The following is an 18,580-nucleotide window of genomic DNA, read 5'->3' on the forward strand; positions in this document are numbered from 1 at the left end:
TAGTGACAAAGACGGCACAGGTAACAATGCCGACACGGATGACGACAACGATGGTTGGAGTGATGCGGATGAAGCGCGTCTCGGTAGCGATCCATTAAGTGCCGTCAGCAAGCCTGCGGATCTGGATGGCGATTTGATTGCCGACAGTGAAGACAGCGACCGTGATGGCGACGGCGTCGACAATGCTCAAGATGCGTTCCCAGACAATAAAGCGGAAAGCCTTGATAGTGACAAAGACGGCACGGGTAACAATGCCGACACCGATGACGACAACGATGGTTGGAGTGATGCGGACGAAGCGCGTCTTGGTAGCGATCCATTAAGTGCCGCCAGCAAGCCTGCGGATCTGGATGGTGATTTGATTGCCGACAGTGAAGACAACGATCGTGATGGCGACGGCGTCGACAATGCACAAGATGCGTTCCCAGACAATAAAGCGGAAAGCCTTGATAGTGACAAAGACGGCACAGGTAACAATGCCGACACGGATGACGACAACGATGGTTGGAGTGATGCTAAAGATGGTTGGGGGGATTTTGCATCCAGTGATGATGATGGTGATGGGACACCTGATTCCATTGATTTGACGCCTGCGGGAAGTTCTACTTCTTCTCCTACTTATAGTGAGGCATTGATTTACTATAAGCGCAAAGACAGTAACTACGATGGATGGGGATTACACCTTTGGGATAATGAAACTTGCAATGCCGTTGAAACTGTCACTGAATGGGATGCTCCTTATACAGTGACAGAAGATGCTGGAGAGCAAGGGGTATTATTTAGAGTTGCAATTAAACCTGAAAACAATGGCTGTCTGAACTTTGTTATTCATAAAGATGACGAAAGAGCATTGGGTGACGACGATCTTAAAGTCGAGCTATATAAGAGTAATATCGTTTATACATTGGATGGCGATAATACCGCGTACTATCGACCGCTGACCGAGGCCCCAGTAACACTAAGTGGCGCATCTGCCCATTGGTTAGCAGTGGATAACATTGCTTGGAACATGATTGATGGTGCAGATAGCTATCAGTTGTGGACTAACCCAAATGGCACTGCTGATCTCTGGATGAATCCGAATGGCACCATTTTTCTAGGTAACCCAGATGGATTCACCAAGCTTCCTTTAGATCCAAGTGGCACACTGGATGATGCGCGTTATCCCCACCTTAAGGGTAGAGCGACCTTCCAAACGGAGATTGGTTCTGAGCAAGCAAAATCACTATTAAAGCAGCATCCTATTGCCGTCGCACTTGATGCAGAAGGAAAACTACTAGCTGCGACTCGAGTTCAGTTCCCGTTTGTGATAGATGAAATCTATACTGCAAGCAACGATGATGCGGACGAAGCGCAGTTGGGATCATGGATTGAAGATGGTCAAAGCCAATTCCGCTTGTGGGCTCCGACAGCGAATAAAGTAGAGCTTTATTTGTATGATGAGCAGAAAACGCCATTAGAACAATCCCCAGTTGTAATGAATGAAGATACAGCAACGGGGATCTGGTCTTTTGACGGCGATGTTGGATTACAAGGTAGTTTCTATCGTTACCGTGTCCAAGTCTTCCATCCTAAAACCAATCACCTTGAGTGGATGACAACGACGGATCCATACTCTGTCTCTTTAAGTACATCAAGCCGTTACTCTCAACTGGTTGACTTGGCTGCAAGTGAAACTAAGCCTGTTGGCTGGGACTCACAAGATATTAAGCCAATTGAGAAGCCCGAAGATAATATTATTTATGAGTTACATGTCCGTGATTTTAGTGATTCGGATGAACAAGGTACTCCAGCTTATGATGGTAAATATCTAGCATTTACGGAAGAGGAACGAGACAGCGTTAAGCAGCTTAAATCATTGCGTGAAGCTGGTTTGAATACTATCCACTTACTGCCAACATTCGATATCTCTTCAGTCGCAGAGGAGGAAGCGAAACGGATCGATTTAAAGGACGACATCAATAAATTGTGTCATGCCGACACTGGGCTTAAACCTGATGCTCAGATCTGTAGCAGGGCGGATAGCGGAACGATTGCTTCAGTATTAGAGAGTTTGGACCCTGCAACAGGCGATGCTCAGATGCTGATGTTAGAGCTTCGTGGTATGGATGGCTTTAACTGGGGTTATGACCCTTATCACTATACCGCACCAGAAGGCAGTTACGCTGTTGAGAGCGACGGAATGCCGCGTATTCGTGAATACAGAACAATGGTGCAGTCCTTACATAACATGGGTTTTCGTGTAATTCAGGATGTGGTGTTTAACCATACAAATGCATCTGGACTGTATAATTCCTCTGTGCTCGACAAGGTTGTTCCTGGCTATTATCACCGATACAACCCAGATAACGGCTATATTGAAAGCTCTACTTGTTGCGACAATACTGCGTCAGAACACCGAATGTTTGAAAAATTGGTCGCAGATAGCTTAGTCACTTGGTCAAAAGCGTACAAAATCGATGGTTTCCGTTTTGATTTGATGGGGCACTTGATGAAGTCCAGCATCGAAAAAGCCTTGGCTGAAGTTAAGAAAGTGGATACCGATACATGGTTTTATGGTGAAGGTTGGGACTTCGGGGAAGTTTTCCAAAATGGGCGAGGTGTGAACTCTTCTCAGTGGAACATGGCGGGGACAGGGATCGGCACTTACAATGATCGCCTACGTGATGCGGTGCGAGGCGATCACTCTGACCCTATGAATGCTACTCCAGGGTTTGCCAATGCTGGGGACCGTTTTGACAATATGGGCGGAAAAATGGATTTGATCCGCCTTGGTATGACGGGGAACCTACAAGAGTATCCAATTCCAACAACCGGTGGGCCAATTGTTCTAGGTCGCGATTACAATTTTGGTGGTCATGGCGCTGGCTATGCAGCTGACCCGCAGGAAGCGGTCAATTATGTTTCCAAGCATGATAACCAAACGTTGTGGGATATTAACCAATATAAAGCGAAAGGAGATGTAACACCCTTAGATCGTGCGCGTATGCAAATTCTTGGTTTAGCGCCAGTGATGCTAGGACAAGGGGTTCCATTTTTGCATATGGGAACTGAATTGTTGCGTTCTAAGTCAATGGAACGTAATAGTTACGATTCAGGGGATTGGTATAACCGAGTTGATTTCAGCAAGAAGACCAATAACTGGAATGTTGGGCTACCTTATGAAAAAGAAGACGGCGCAAACTGGGATTGGATTAAAGCGATTATTGCTAATCCAGAGACTCAGGTTACCTATGATGAAATAAGTTGGGCTGACGCGCGCTTTAAAGAGATGTTAAGTATTCGCTCCGGTAGTGAGCTGATGCGTTTAGGTCAGACTGAGCAAATCTTAAAGCGGGTTCGGTTCCATGCTCTAGGGGATAAAGCAAGGCCTGGAACCATCGTCATGAGTATCGATGATGGTGTTGCAGTGGGTGACGATCTCGATCCAAATAATCAGGCATTAGTGGTTGCCATTAACTCCAGTATTTGGGAGCAAAGGGTTGCTATTCCAGGTGCTGACGGTTTTGAGCTGCACCCGGTGCTTAAGGCCGGTAACGATGAGCGTATTATCGCTGCTCGTGTTGATGGTGGAGAACTGGTTCTTCCTGGCCTAACGGCTGTCGTGTTTGTTAAACCTCAAGTAGCAGAAGAAGGCCAAGGCGCCGGAATGGATGTAGGCCCATTAAATGAAGCCATTTACCTACGCGGAGTCTTTAACGGGTGGGATGCTTCCCTTGAAATGAGCTATAAAGGTTCGGAGCAATATGAAGCAGAAATAGAGTTAGGAGCAGATAGTAGTTACCAATTTAAAATAGCTGCAAGTGAGTGGGGTGCGCCACATCCTGAATACAATAGCTTTAACCTACACGTAGGCGAAGGCTCTTACTCTTGGGGTAAAGAAGCTGATGGAAATCTAAGTATTTCGATCATTAGCGAAGGAAAATATCGATTTGTGCTGGATCTGAGTGATCCACATAAGGCGAAACTCGTTGTGATTGCACCGGAAGGTGCGGATGTGATTTCTGCTCCGCCATATGGTGATGAAGCTATTTACGTACGTGGCACTCTAACTGATTGGGACGAAGGCAGCCAGATGAGCTATATCGGGGAGGATAAGTATTGGACTCAGATAACGCTTCAACCCGGTGATTATGAGTTCAAGCTAGCCTCTGATGATTGGAGTACGGTGAAAATTGAATTTAGCGATTTGTCACTAGGAGCGAGTGGACTGACATTAGAAGATTCCGGAACTGATAATCGGATTCTTATTAAGGTGACAGCGCCTGGGCAGTATGAGTTTGAATTTGATGCTACGAATCATATCTTACTAGTGAAACCGGTTGAGTCAGAAGTGGTTAATGGCGTTATGATGCAGTATTTTCATTGGTACAACAGTGAGAAAGATGATCTGTGGATTAAAGTTGCTGATCAGGCTCAGTCTTTAGCTGATAAAGGTATTACCGCACTCTGGTTACCACCAGCGTACAAAGCGATGAAACGTGATGATGGTACGCTAGGAGTGGGTTATGCGACCTACGATCTCTATGATCTCGGAGAGTTTAATCAACAGGAAACTGTTCGAACTCGCTATGGTGATAAAGATCAATATCTTGCAGCTATAAGCAGTGCACATACCGCTGGGGTTAAAGTTTACGCTGATGTGGTTCTTAATCATAAGATGGGAGCCGATGACGTTGAGCTTGTCGATGCAGTTCGAGTTGATAGAAACAACCGCAACACAGAAATTGGTGAAAAGCAGGTGTCGGCTTGGGCTCGATTCAATTTCCCTGAGCGAGGACATACTTACTCTGACTTTGAGTGGCGGTGGTATCACTTTGATGGTGTTGATTGGGATCAGGCAGACAGTGAAAGCAGTATCTTTAAATTCAAGGGGGCAGGTAAAGCTTGGGACTCTCAAGTGAGCGACGAATATGGTAATTATGATTACCTAATGGGAGCAGATCTAGATATGGATCACCCTGATGTTGTTGCTGAGCTGAAGAAATGGGGCGTGTGGTACACGAACTTTGCCAACCTTGATGGATTCCGCTTAGACGCTATCAAACACATTAAGAAGGATTTCTTCAAAGATTGGATTGATCAAGTTCGTAGGAAAACGGATAAAGCTCTATTCACGGTTGGTGAGTACTGGGATTATGACATCGGCACTCTTCAAGGTTACTTAAAAGATACCGGTTATCGTATGTCACTGTTTGATGCGCCATTGCATTTGAACTTCCATAAGGCATCTACAGGATCTGGTGGCTACGATATGGGAAGCTTATTGGAAGGCACTTTAATGAAGTCGAATCCTGCTCAGGCGGTTACCTTAGTTGAGAATCACGATACTCAGCCTTTGCAAGCGTTAGAGTCACCAGTCGAAGATTGGTTTAAGCCATTAGCTTATTCATTTATCTTGCTTCGTGAGGAAGGTTATCCGAATATTTTTTATGCAGACTACTATGGTGCAAGCTACAGAGATAAAGGTAAGGATGGTAACTTTTATGACATTACGTTGAAGTCTCATAAGGCGGTTCTGGATACATTACTCGATGTGCGCCGTAATTATGCATATGGTACACAACGCAGTTATCTAGATACTCAAGATGTTATTGGTTGGACTCGTGAAGGGGATAGTCAACATCCAGGGGGTGTTGCTGTATTAATGACTGATAATAGCTATGAGGGTAAGAAATGGATGAAGATAGGCTCGGCTTACGTTGATGACTGTTACATTGATACCCTTAAGCAATATGATGTGACAGATAAAGTTTGTGTTAACGCTGATGGCTGGGCTGAGTTTAAGACTAAACCAGGCAGTGTATCGGTTTGGGTTAGGGAATAAGTTTATCTTAGGAATAAATCGTCAAAAATTTATTGTGGGATAATGTAATAAAGGCCTGCTAATTATTATTAGCAGGCCTGAACGTTACGGACTCAGAAAAACGTAGCTCGCTCGAGTTGAGGGCTGATTTAGGCAAGAGTAGGGCTACGAGACTACTCTCTTTCTAAAATTCGCTGTAGGCGAGGGCGGCTGATTTTTAAAATCTCACAGGCTTTGCCTTTGTGTCCTGCTACGCTATTTAATACTCGGTTAACATGCTGAAATTCGAGATCATGCAAGCTCAATGAATCGAGTTCCGTTTCCGTTTCGCTCTCTTGTTTTAATTGAGGTTCAGAGCGAATGTCATCAAAGAGATCGAGAGTAAGGATATCTCCGGGGCAGAGCGCGACCGCTTTGGTTAATGTGTTTTCAAGTTCCCGCACATTTCCTGGCCAATCATATTCACATAATGCAGCCATCGCATTTCTCGCGACTTTGGATACTTTTGTTCCAAGTTCTTTATTGGCCCTTCCAAGTAGCGCAGGGATCAACTCTTCCAAATCCTCACGTCGTTCACGCAGAGGCGGTATATGAATGCGAACCACTTGCAGACGATAGAACAGATCTTCTCTAAACTGTTTTTCTTTTATCGCTGATTCGAAATCAATATTGGTTGCCGAGATAATTCGAGCGGTTGTCTTGTGCGAGGTTTTACCTCCGAGTGGGGTGTACTCTTTCTCTTGCAGTACTCTTAATAGTTTCGCTTGTATGATGGGCGAAAGCTCACCAATCTCATCTAGGAACAGTGTGCCGCTATTGGCGAGTTCAAATTTTCCTGCTTGATCAGAAATCGCACCAGTAAATGCGCCTTTTTTATGACCAAACATTTCAGATTCAAGTAAATTTTCAACGAGTGCCGCACAGTTAAGTGCAACAAACGGCGTCTGTTTTGGACGTCCGGCTTTATGAATAGCGCGTGCGACCATCTCTTTGCCTGTTCCTGATTCTCCGGTGATCATCACTGATGCATTCGTTAAGGCGACGCGGCCTATGGTCTTGTAGATCTCTTTCATCGCATGGGATGAACCGACAATTGAATGCCCGAGCGTTTTTGGAATAGTGACCGCATCTTGTTTATTGAAAGCGTGATATTCAAGTGCAGCAACGACGGCGTTATCAAGCTCATCAATATCGATTGGCTTATGAATATACTCATCGGCACCTTGCTGCATCGCTTGGATGGTACTGTCCATATCATGGAAAGCTGTAATCATAATGATGCGAGACTCAGGGCAAATAGCTTTGAAATCTGGGATGCCTTCGATGCCAGATTTACCTTCCATACGTATATCTAAAATGATGACATTCGGTTGAAACAATTTGGCGATCTCTACGCCATCATCGACGCAGTGAGCGACTTCTACAGCGTAAGTTTGGGATTGGTAATGAAGTTGTAACGTTCGGCTGATACCAGTGTCATCATCAACGATTAATAACTTATTCATGTGGTAACACTTCCTTTTTTGGGTTTTCCAACGTCGTTGTGATGACGGGGGCGGTCGGTATTCTAATTCTGGTTTGAGTGCCCTTGGGGCTGATAGGCGCAATCGAGATCTGCCCTTGATGAGCATCAATAATACGTTTCACAATCGCTAAACCTAATCCGGTGCCTTTTGCCTTGGTGGTAAAAAAGGGCTCAAACACTTTGTCGACTAAACAAGGGTCAATGGATTGTCCGTTATTTTCAATATCAATGAGTAATTGGGTATTTGAATCTGTGATCATGATATTGGATGTGATTGCCACCTTGGCACTCTCTTCACCGCTGGTCTGAGTGGCTTGCATCGCGTTGAGTAAAACGTTCTGTATTGCTTGGCGCAGTTTAACTGGATCGGCGTATATGGTGGGCAAATTGGGTTGCAAGTTAGCCATTAGTTCAATACCTGATTGGTTGGCGATTCTCTGTTGGCTTGCGATGATGGTTTCGATGAGTTTATTCAAATCGAGCCATTCTGGTTTAAATTGGTCTGGGCGTGAATAAGCGAGCAACTCTTCAAGAATGGCTTCCATGTAGCGCACTTGTTCGAGTGAAATAGAAAACATTTCATTATCATTATTGCGAGCTTGAATTTGCAGAACCATCTTAATTGAGCTGAGCGGGTTGCGAAGATCGTGAGCGATGGTATTCACAACTCTCCCGACTTCGGCTAATTTTTCATGTTGAATTCGCTCCGCCGCTTGGCGTTCGATTTCTTTCGCTAGGCGTTTCTCTTCGGTAATATCTTGTTTTACAGCGACATAGTATAAGATTCTATTTTCGATATCTTTTACTGGCGATATTCTTGCTCGTTCCCAGAAGAAGTTGCCACTTTTCGTGACGTTATGGAATTCGCCATGCCACTCATTTCCTGATTTTAGCGTTTCCCACAAACTGTGGTATTCACTTTCTGGCATTTCTCCTGATTGCAAAAATTTCGGTGTTCGACCAATGACCTCTTCACGGGAATACCCAGTTAATTCGTTAAATACCGGGTTTACGTAGACAATTCGACCTTGTATATCGGTAATCATGACTGAGTTCTGGCTGTTTTCTACGGCATGACTGAGCTGCTGCAATTGGTCTTGAGCCATCTTCTGCTTGGTTACATCCTCTCCCAGAAGCGTCAAACTCACCGAATTGTCATTGGACTCTGTAAATGTCGATGTCCAAGATACGAGGTGTATTTCGCCAGACTTACTCAACACGACACTTTCGCTGTGAGGCTGGTGGGTTTGCTGTTTTATCGCCTCTTTGAGCGCGTCTTCTGCTTGGTGTTGTAACTCCTTTGGAATAAAGCGTTCAATCCAACGATGCCCAACCACTTCGGTTCGCTGATAACCGACTAAGTTCAAAAAGAAATCATTACAGAAGGTGATTACGCCATAGGGATTAATACTGACAGCGGCGAGTTGAATGTTCTCTAGGGTTTGACGGAATTGTTGTTCGTACCTTTGTTGTTGACGCAAGAAGCGCGTTTGTACTCGGTAGCGTGAGAAGATCAGCGCTCCGAGAGTAACCAGCATGAATAGGGTGAAGTATACCCATATGTATTTGGTGGTGAATGCGATTCGCGAAAGGTTAAATCGTGACGTTGGGAACACGGATACAATCGTCCATGTACCGTTGTTGGGGGCGAGCACTTGATTATAGGTGTAGTAATTCTCTTGATTTAACATCTGCCCTTCACCTTGTTTTTTGATCTGCTCTAACGTGGCTGAAGGGATGTTACGTTGGTCATTGATCAAAAACTTGGCTTCGCCACTGTCGGTTGGATTAATGACGGCGACGCCTTCAGGGTTAAAGAGATACACGTGATTGATGAAACTTGGGGCGATGGCGAATAATTTGTCGATCAGTTGGCGTCCTTTGTAATTGAGGATAATTGATCCGGCAAGCTGCTCTTTGTTGGTAAATACAGGGGTGCCAACTCGGATCGTAGGATTGAGCGGTTGTTGAATTTCACCATCTTCAATATTGAGATCCATTGGAGAGATATAGACTTGTCCTTGTGGAAGCTGAGTTGAGTGCTGCCAATAATAACGATGCGCTTTGTTTTGGAGATCGTTTTTTTCGACAACGAATGTTTGACCATTGAGGTTGTTGACTCTTAACCGCTCCCACCCTTGGGTATCGAGAAAACGAATTTGATCGTAACTGCGGTTATTATCGCTGAGCTGAGTAAAATAATCAGTAAGGGCACTCATCGGCTGGTCATGAGTCGACAGAATTTGGCTTGTCACATATGATAAATTTTTAGCATCTGCCGACATTCTAGTGAGGGTTTCCCCCAGCACTTCTTCGATGAGATCGACGATCACGCGCTCGTTATGCAACGCATATTGCTGATCATTTTCGACACTGAGTAGGTAATGCACACTCATTAGAATAGAAAGGGCAACATAAGCGGGGAGAAGCCACAGAAGCAGTTCAGCGAAAAATGCAGAACGTGTCGGTTTGTTATGATCAGAGTCCATTACTGAATGTAAAGCCTTAAACGTGGAAGGAGAGCGGGTTAAGCTAGTATAAGCAAGTAAAGACTCAATAGCTGAGGCGTAACCTCGACTCTACAAAAATAGTACACTAGCCATAGAAGTTATTGGCCGTGATCTCATTATCGGTAAGCACATCAGCGGAAAGCCCATTAATCGCGAGGGCAATACATCTCTAGGGTGTTAAACTGCGAAATTATTGCCCATCAGTTGCGATCTGAATTAACTCAATAATGCTCCCATTAATTTCACTGCATTGGGGTGCCGATGATCCTTGAGTGATGAAAGTTGTAGCCCTAAAACGTTCAAAGTGGCGATTTTATGTGTTGCCAATACCTTTTCCGCAATGCTGTTACACTCCTCATCATCAATCGCAAGATCGATTAGCGTTTCTAACTCGGTTGCAAGTTCAGCATCATCGTCTTTTTCTTCATTAAGTTTTGTATCATCAAATTTTGCATCAAGCCATGCTCCTAGTAGCTGCATCGATTTCTTACGGACACCTCCAGCAGGATCGCTTAACCCACGACGTAAAATTTGCAGCAAAGCAGGTTGATCAACTTTCTTAACCTTGGGTAAGTGAACTTCTATCGCATTCAAACTGCATAGGCGAACGTGTTCGTTTTCATCAATCGCACCAATAAACAGTAAAGGTAATGCTTTGTTGCTTGGCATTACCGCTAGGAAGTGAGCAGCAGCTTGTTTTGAAAGTGAATCGCCATGGTGCATCACATTACCCGCAGCGCCTAAACCATTATTAGCCTGCGGATTACGTGGCTCTGCTTTTTTGAGTAGGGTCAGCGCCTGAAATATTTCGCGTAACTCGTTACTTTCCGCACCAAGAATAGCCTCGGTAAGCAGCTCTGCTGACTGTGGATTTTTCGATTGCCCCAGAGCTCGAATAGACAATACTCGGTTGGATGTTTTTGGTCTTCTTGCGATTTTTTTACGGTTTAAATCGAGGTTTTCAGCACTTTCAAAATTGTCTTTCACAATATCGGCATAGCCTAGCAATTCATCGTCGAGTTGCTCGACCATATCAGTGATCTTTTGTTGGGTATCATCATCTTGGCTTACTGGTGCTAGCGTTGCTTCAATGTTCGCTTGCTGAATAGAGCTGAGGGTAGACGTTGGTGCGTTGACGATCGATTCAGGCTCTTGGAACTGTTCACTGTATGTGTTGAGTAGGGCGGCTAAATCGTCTTCATCTGCTTTATCAGCTTGCTCATTGTCTGGTTGATGTTGGGCAAAGAGTGCCGAGTCATTCATCTCATTTTCAGAACTCGTGACGACGACATCAATCGTATTAGGATAGGCCATCGCTCCAAGTAATGTCATTTTGATTAAATGTTGAAAGCTATCGACGGGTGTTTTAGCGATGACATACAAACATGCTTCACGCAGGCTACTATCATAAAATGGTTGTTCAGCCTGTTTGTCTTTCAGGTTTTGGCTATCTTGTTTGGTTAGAATCCTTTGTAAGACGGGCAGTGATGTAAGATGGTGATTCGGTAACTTAATCAGTTGACGGGTGAGTCGAGTTTTTTGGTGGAGCTCGATTTTATTGTCTTCTATAACGTTAAGAACGACTTGAACTAAAGTGGCTTGCTGTTCGTCGGTTAGCTCAGGGATCGCAGAGTGATCGTGCTGTATTACATTGAGAATTTCATTCAGTAGCGAAGGATTGGTTTGATCTGCTAAGCTGATGATCCACTCCAAATCAATATCGGTTAACTGGATATTAAGTCCGCGTATTAACTTAAGCAGTTCGGGTTGGGCATCGGCCTGAGCTTTTTTGATGTAACTGATTAAGCGGCTTCCATCAATATTGTCCATTCCATTTAAGGTTTGAATACCAAGAATGGCACAGCGCTGCACACTGGCATTCGAATCGCTCATGCACTTTACAATATCCCAAAAGTATTCAGTGGCGTTTCGCTCACATAGTGCATTTATCGCGATTTTTTGGATTTCGGCGTCTTGGGATCTGAGTTGTTTGTATAGAAATGCTTTTGCGATTTGTTGATCGCTATAAGTGAGTGCTTTGACCAACTTTCTGGTCGTCATAGGGGCGGACTTTTCTAGCTGTTCAATCACCCAGTTGATGTTGATTTTCGCGATGCCCTGATAAATCTTCGCGGCTAACTCAGGCTCTGGATCTTGCTCAAGAATATCGAGAAATAGAGTGAAATGGCTCTCTTTAATGTGCTCCGATAAAGTATTAACAGCGCAGAGTTGAAGATCCCACCAATCATCCCAGTCGGAATCTAACCCCCAATCGTTGTTGTCTTGTCTTCCTAGTGCAAACTCATGGAAAAGGGCTTCAACGTTTGGGGTATTGACGTGCGGAGCCAAAGCCTTTAGCCCTGCAATTCTGGCATCGCCATCAGGATGGTGACGGGCGACATCTTCTAAACTTGGAATATCACCTGAACATAATGTCTCTAGTGTATTAGCACAGTCAATGACGACATCTGGATCTTCGTGGTACAGGCAGTCATTTAACGCTTGAGTCGCTTCTTGGATTCGTGCTCGATTCAATGCTTGGGCGCTGTAACAACGCTGTGCCTCATCACCAGTACGAAGTAGCTCGATAAGGCTATCGATCGCACTCTGTTCTGCATCACTGCGAAGCAAAGTCTCTCTATTGGCATCAATGTTTAAATCTTGCATGCACACTTCCTTTTATAGCGGATTTTGTTTCCTACTGATCGTAGGCATTCTTTTACTTCATTACTGGTTCAATTAGCAGGATCTATGCCTAGTTAGGTTTTAATATTATCTGCTTATAAATCATAGATATAGAAGGAAGGTGATGATTAATTGATAGAACCATACCTAAGAGTTAAACATATCGTTAACTTATATAATCCGCAATTAGATAAATCGTTAAATAAATCATAGGTTGAACTGGATCACACTGTAGTTAAGTTAATGATAAATAATGGAAAACAGATGGATTAAAACTTGGCTTAATTTATGCTGTAGAGAAGAAGTGAGTATAAAAACGAACTGTGTCCTCTATTCATACCGTCTTCAATAACACGGCTGTAGAGAACGCAGTAATAGCTTGGAAGCTAAGGAGCATAACAATGAAAAAAATGCTAATCCTTGCTGCAATTAGCGTCTCTTTCTCAGCTTTAGGTCAAACGGATGATCAGCAGTTTGGTCCGTTACCTGAAATGAAGATAAACGATGCAAAAGCAGAATTGGGAAAACGCCTATTTTTTGATACACGACTATCAGGTAATACGGCATTGTCTTGTGCATCGTGCCATCAACCTGAAAATGGATATTCCTACCCAGAAGCATTGGGCCCTGCCTATACCGGGAGTAAAGGCTTTCGGAACGTACCCACTCTTATTAATACCGTTTATAAGAAAGTGTGGTTCCATGATGGTCGTATTGGTACCAATCTTAATGATGTGACGCGTGAAAACATCACAGAAGATTGGTTAATGAATATGGATATGCGTTTGATGCAAGAGCGTCTTAAACAAGATCCAATCTACGTGAAAATGTTCAAAGATGCGGGATATGGCGAACCGTCAAATGGCTCGGTGCGTAAAGCTATTCCTGAGTACTTGAAAACGCTGACCTCCAAACAAACTCCTTTCGACAAAAATCAGTTATCTGAGCAGGCCAAACAGGGTTTTGATCTGTTTAAAGGTGAAGCGGGCTGTTCATCTTGTCATAACGGACCACTCTTTACCGATGGTAAACCATACAATACCGGCGTTGCTGAAAACTTCGATATCTTCCGTGACCCTATGCGCCACCAGACCTTTATCGCATTCAATATGTTCATGGGGAACGAGAACTACATGAATTTGAAGCGTGATGTAGGGGCTCATGTTCAAACACATAAAGCAGACGGCACTGACATGGGTAAATTCATGACACCGACACTGCGTGAACTCAAACAAACAGCCCCTTATATGCATAACGGAATGCTCGCGACGTTGCCAGAAGTGGTCGCATTTTATAATGCGGGAGGCGGTGAAGATTCAAATAAAGATGCAAGGCTAAAACCACTTAACTTAAGTGAACAGCAACAGCAGTCACTCGTCGCATTCTTGGAGTCGTTATCCAGTGAGCCATTAACTACAGAGAAACATGTTTGGACGGCTTACGATTACGACTATGAACTTATTTCTGATTGGCACAATGCTAAAAACTAAGGAGGACGAGATGACAAATTATTCAATCAGCTTGTCTGCTGTGGCTGCAATGTTAGTGACGTTAACCGCGTTACCTGCTTGTGCACAACAAGAAGAGACAAGTAAAATTACCGCAGAAGAAGTGACAGCATCACTTCCTGATGTTGTTGTCAACGGTGTGGCTTACCCTGCACTGGCACCGCTTGGTGAAGTACCAACGCCTGCAGATAACCCGACGACAGAAGAGAAAGTCGCATTAGGCAAACAACTGTTCTTCGATGGCCGTTTAGGGGGAGATACTTCAACGCCTTGTTCTGCGTGTCATAACCCTGCGTTGGGTTGGGACTTTCCATCCGATCTCTCTTTAGGTTATCCAGGAACGGTTCACTGGAGAAACAGCCAGACAATCGTGAATTCAGCCTATTATCAGAAGTTGTTCTGGGCTGGCTCTTCTAAATCGTTAGAGGGACAAGCTAAAAGTGCGGCTAAAGGTGGCGTCGCGGGGAATGGTGAAGATGACATCATGGAAGCCCGTTTAGCGTTAGTGCCTGAATATGTTGAGCAGTTCAATACGATCTTTGGAGATAACTACCCTAAAGTGAGCAATGCGTGGAAAGCGATTGCTGCTTTTGAGAGAACGCTTGTCCAGAGAGATACGCCATTAGACAACTACCTATTGGGCGATAAAACCGCATTAACTGAACAGCAGTTGAAAGGTAAAGCTCTGTTTGAAGGCAAAGCGAAATGCATCTCTTGTCATAATGGTGCATTAGCTTCGGATCAGAAAAACTACAATGTCGGTGTTCCTACAAACTTGCGTTGGGAAAACGATCCTATGGCTCAGATAACCTTCCGTTATGAACTGTATGCAAAAGGTTCAAATGAGAAAATGTATCGCAATACCAAAGCTGATCCTGGGGTGTATTTCCGTGGAAAACGTAAAGAGATGAAGGGAATGTTCCGCACACCTAGTTTGCGTTATACCAAGTTTACTGCCCCTTATATGCATAACGGTACGATCAACACCCTAGCTGATGTGGTCGATTTCTATGACCGTGGAGGCGTCGCTAAAGATGGCAGAACAACAGGCTTCCCTCAAACGAAAAGTCCTCTCATCACGCCTCTTGGTTTAACGGGCGAAGAGAAAACCGATCTGTTGGCATTCTTAGATGCATTTACCGGTGAGAAATTGATGATGGCTTACCCTGAAATTCCAAAATACCAACGACTATTCAGTGAAGAAGAGCTTGCGGAGGTGAAAAAATGATTTTCGATAAAGAAAAACGCCAAGCTAAGTCGAGCAATAAAGAGAGTGCGCAAGAGCATCAAAAATGCATGATGTCGCGCCGTGACTTCCTTATGTATACCGGCGCTACCGCTGGGGCGGCGAGTGTTATGTCGATCACTCTGTTCCCAGGAACCGCGCAAGCACAAAATACAAAAGCGAGAGTCGTGGGTTACCCTCGTAAACTGCTGGGCAAAATGAGCGAATTGAAAACCAATGAACCTCTCTATTTCAATTACCCAGACGATGGCCCAAATTCGCAAGGTTTATTAGTAAAAATGGGCGTGCCTGCAGGTGGCGGTTTAGGTCCAAAGCAAGATGTGGTTGGATTTTCGCTGATGTGTACTCACCAAGGTGGGCCGCTCAACGGTCAATACAAAGTGGTAGGGGAGCACCGTGTACTTGGTCAATGCCCATTCCATTTATCGACATTTGATATGCGCCGTCACGGGATCATCGTTTCGGGCCAAGCTTATGAAAGTTTGCCGCAAGTATTGTTAGAGCTAGAAGGCGATGATATTTACGCTGTTGGCATCATGGGGCTGCTATTTGGGCGAACCGATAACATTATTGCGATGCAGGAGGCGTAATCATGACGACTAATTTTTATATACCAGAAGACCATGCACCGCTACCGCCGAAAAATGCAGAGAAAATAACAACCGCATGTGATTACTGCATTGTAGCGTGTGGCTACAACGTTTATCGCTGGCCGTTAGAGCAAGCAAATGGCGGCATGAAAGCGAGTGAAAATGCGTTTGGCATTGATTTTCCAAGTGCGCCTTTACAAGCTTGGGTCGCACCAGCTCAGCACAACGTGATTATGCATGATGGTAAGCCACATAATATCGTGGTGGTGCCTGACAAAGACAGTAAGGTGGTAAATAAAACCGGTGACTCTTCCATGCGTGGCGGGCTACTCGCGCAGAAACTGTATAACCCATCAACCGGAACTCGTGACCGCTTAACTCAACCATTGGTTCGAATTGGAGGCAGTTTACAACCCGTTCCTTGGGACTTTGCGCTGGACATTGCAGCCGAAGTCGGGCGTCATGTTATCGACACTCATGGTACCAATGCTTATGGCGTAAAAACGTATTCTTATCAGTATATTGAGAATACCTACGCCATCACAAAATATGCGCTGCGCCACGTCAATACCGCTAACTTCTCGTTCCATGATACGCCATCGGATGTCACCTCAACCCCAGGCTTTAGAGACGCGGGTTTTGATAACTTCGGTCCAAGTTATGATGATTGGGGCGCGGCAGATACCTTAATGATTTGTGGTACTGACCCCTACGAAACCAAAACCATTATTTTCACTCAGTTCATTATGCCTGCCGTTCAGCGCGGTATGAAAACCGTGATCCTTAACCCACGTGAAACCGCTGGTATTGCTTGGTTGAAGAAGCAGGGCGGGTTGCATATTGATCTTAACCCAGGCTCAGACAACTTAGTCGTCGGTGCGATTCTTCGTGTGATCATTGAGAACGGTTGGGAAGACAGCGAGTGGATTAATAAATGGGTGAACAATAAGTGGGAAACCAGTTCGGGCTTTGGACAAGGTACGCGTAATACGCCTTGGCAGTGGCGAACCACTTGGGGCAAATTCCAAACCGATGGCTTTGAAGGCTATAAGAAATGGAATTTAGAACAGAAAGAGTACGATCCTATCTACGCTGCGAAAATGGCAGGTATTGATGTCGACAAGATTTACAAAGCGGCAGAGATGCTAGCTAAGCCAGTGAATGGGGTTCGACCTAAAACCTCGATTGGGATCGAAAAAGGCTTTTACTGGTCAAATAATACCGGTAATACGAATGCGATCTCTACCCTTGCTACGGTTGTGGGTGCTGGTGGTCGTGAAGGTCAAGTGGTTGGCCGATTTGGTGGGCACCAACGTGGTGGTCAGTCGGGTGGTAAATTACCGAGAAATAAATCGCCTGAGAAAGTACCGGGCCGCCGCCGTAGAGCCATCGATACAGACCGTTATCTCTATTCTGGTCATACTCGTTTCGCTCATGTTATCGGTACGACATGGATCCAAGCGATGTGTGGTAGCCAAGGTCTTCAGAAGAAATTCTGGGAATTGACGACAGCGAACCCGCATCAGGTTTACTCATACGATAAGCAAGAGATCATCGACACGCTGAAAAAACGTGCCGACTCAGGCGGCATGGTGGTGATAAACCAAGATATCTACTTGCGAGATCCCATTGGCGCTAAATTTGCCGACATCGTTTTTCCTGCTGCAACGTGGGGCGAAGTGGACTTCATGCGAGCGAATGGTGAGCGTCGTTTACGTCTTTACCAAAAATTTGCCGATGCTCCTGGGCAAGCACAACCAGATTGGTGGATCATTTCTCAACTGGCTAATCGTATGGGTTATGACGGTTTCGACTGGCAGAATTCTAATGATGTGGCAGAAGAGGCATCACGTTTCAGTCGCGGTAGTCGTAAAGATTTCAATATGATCAAAGTCGCCGCTCATGCAGAAGGAAAAACATTGCATGAGAAGTTGCGTGAATATGGAACAGAGGGGATCCAAGGACCTGTTTTCTATAATTACGATACGAAGAAATTGGTTGGAACAAAACGCCTGCATGATACAGAAATGACCTTAGGTACGCTGGCTGAAAAAGGGTTAGCGAATGGGCCTCAAGGTGCGAACGTTCTGAAGAAACAGCTTACGGGCTTTAATAGCCAGACAGGTAAGGTGAATATTCAGAAACACCCATGGGATCTATTTAGTGACTTCTATGCATGGCTTCAACCAAAAGAGGACGAGTTGTGGTTCTCCAATGGGCGTATCAATGAAATCTGGCAGTCAGGGTTTGATGATGTAGAGCGTCGCGCTTACGTTATTCAGCGTTGGCCAGAAAACTGGGTCGAAATTAACCCAGAAGATGCGAAAGCTCGCGGCATTGAATCGGGCGACCAAGTGATGATGTATTCAGATCGTGTTGCGAACTTTAAAGATACCATTCTTGGCGTGCATGGAGATGATTTCCAGTTCAGTAAATTGATGGAAAATGGGCATATCAAGCTAGACAAGGCTGCGGTGACGGCTGTCGCTATTGTGACTCCGGCCGTGAAGAAAGGGGCGTTGTACGCAAATATGATCGATATGCGTCAACCTTCAAATTCATTAACCACAAGAGTGGTAGACCAAATCAGTGGTAACTATAACTACAAAATGGGCGTCGCGAAGATCAAGAAACTGGGTGAGTCTAAGTACAAATCTGAGTTTCGTTCTTTCTCATTTGCACCTAGAAACATTGTTTAGGTAATGACGAG

General features: G+C 44.7%; 8 protein-coding genes. 5 read left to right on the top strand and 3 right to left on the bottom strand.

All coding sequences use genetic code 11. The annotated features are described in order from the left end of the window. On the top strand, positions 1-5,827 hold a 5,827-nt coding region (locus F0249_RS16355), incomplete at its 5' end, for an alpha-amylase (protein ID WP_171757192.1). Between the two features lie 152 nt (positions 5,828-5,979). Here F0249_RS16355 and F0249_RS16360 read toward each other — a convergent pair. The 3 genes from F0249_RS16360 to F0249_RS16370 all read right to left on the bottom strand — a co-directional run bounded on the left by F0249_RS16360 (position 5,980) and on the right by F0249_RS16370 (position 12,508). Then, on the bottom strand, positions 5,980-7,311 hold the full coding sequence (locus tag F0249_RS16360) for a sigma-54 dependent transcriptional regulator (RefSeq protein WP_171757193.1): 1,332 nt from the start codon (positions 7,309-7,311) through the stop codon (positions 5,980-5,982). Next, on the bottom strand, positions 7,304-9,820 hold the full coding sequence (locus F0249_RS16365) for a PAS domain-containing sensor histidine kinase (RefSeq protein ID WP_171757194.1): 2,517 nt from the start codon (positions 9,818-9,820) through the stop codon (positions 7,304-7,306). Before F0249_RS16365 ends, F0249_RS16360 begins: the two co-directional genes overlap by 8 nt. 237 nt (positions 9,821-10,057) lie before the next feature. Then, positions 10,058-12,508 carry a HEAT repeat domain-containing protein gene (locus tag F0249_RS16370; RefSeq protein WP_171757195.1) on the bottom strand — a complete coding sequence of 817 codons (2,451 nt, stop codon included), beginning with the start codon at positions 12,506-12,508 and terminating at the stop codon, positions 10,058-10,060. A gap of 419 nt (positions 12,509-12,927) precedes the next feature. Between F0249_RS16370 and F0249_RS16375 the strand changes: the two genes are divergently transcribed. From F0249_RS16375 to F0249_RS16390, 4 genes are read left to right on the top strand one after another with little or no spacing between them, the layout of a single operon-like run. Next, complete coding sequence (locus F0249_RS16375; protein ID WP_171757196.1) at positions 12,928-14,016, top strand: cytochrome-c peroxidase; 1,089 nt, start codon at positions 12,928-12,930, stop codon at positions 14,014-14,016. A gap of 10 nt (positions 14,017-14,026) precedes the next feature. Further along, a complete protein-coding gene (locus tag F0249_RS16380; protein WP_017053153.1) occupies positions 14,027-15,262 on the top strand; it encodes a cytochrome-c peroxidase in 1,236 nt (411 codons plus the stop codon). Then, a complete protein-coding gene (locus F0249_RS16385; RefSeq protein ID WP_113797834.1) occupies positions 15,259-15,870 on the top strand; it encodes an arsenate reductase (azurin) small subunit in 612 nt (203 codons plus the stop codon). The genes F0249_RS16380 and F0249_RS16385 overlap by 4 nt, the downstream gene beginning before the upstream one ends. Positions 15,871-15,872: 2 nt before the next feature. Continuing rightward, on the top strand, positions 15,873-18,569 hold the full coding sequence (locus tag F0249_RS16390; RefSeq protein WP_171757197.1) for an arsenate reductase (azurin) large subunit: 2,697 nt from the start codon (positions 15,873-15,875) through the stop codon (positions 18,567-18,569). Positions 18,570-18,580 lie beyond the last annotated feature (11 nt).

Source organism: Vibrio sp. 03-59-1, from assembly GCF_013114135.1.
GTDB lineage: Bacteria > Pseudomonadota > Gammaproteobacteria > Enterobacterales > Vibrionaceae > Vibrio > Vibrio cortegadensis.

Bases quoted from the DNA above. Each gene is read 5' to 3' on its own strand.
- F0249_RS16360 (WP_171757193.1), bottom strand. From the start codon at position 7,311: ATGAATAAGTTATTAATCGTTGATGATGACACTGGTATCAGCCGAACG.
- F0249_RS16375 (WP_171757196.1), top strand. From the start codon at position 12,928: ATGAAAAAAATGCTAATCCTTGCTGCAATTAGCGTCTCTTTCTCAGCT.
- F0249_RS16390 (WP_171757197.1), top strand. From the start codon at position 15,873: ATGACGACTAATTTTTATATACCAGAAGACCATGCACCGCTACCGCCG.
- F0249_RS16385 (WP_113797834.1), top strand. From the start codon at position 15,259: ATGATTTTCGATAAAGAAAAACGCCAAGCTAAGTCGAGCAATAAAGAG.
- F0249_RS16365 (WP_171757194.1), bottom strand. From the start codon at position 9,820: ATGGACTCTGATCATAACAAACCGACACGTTCTGCATTTTTCGCTGAA.
- F0249_RS16370 (WP_171757195.1), bottom strand. From the start codon at position 12,508: ATGCAAGATTTAAACATTGATGCCAATAGAGAGACTTTGCTTCGCAGT.
- F0249_RS16380 (WP_017053153.1), top strand. From the start codon at position 14,027: ATGACAAATTATTCAATCAGCTTGTCTGCTGTGGCTGCAATGTTAGTG.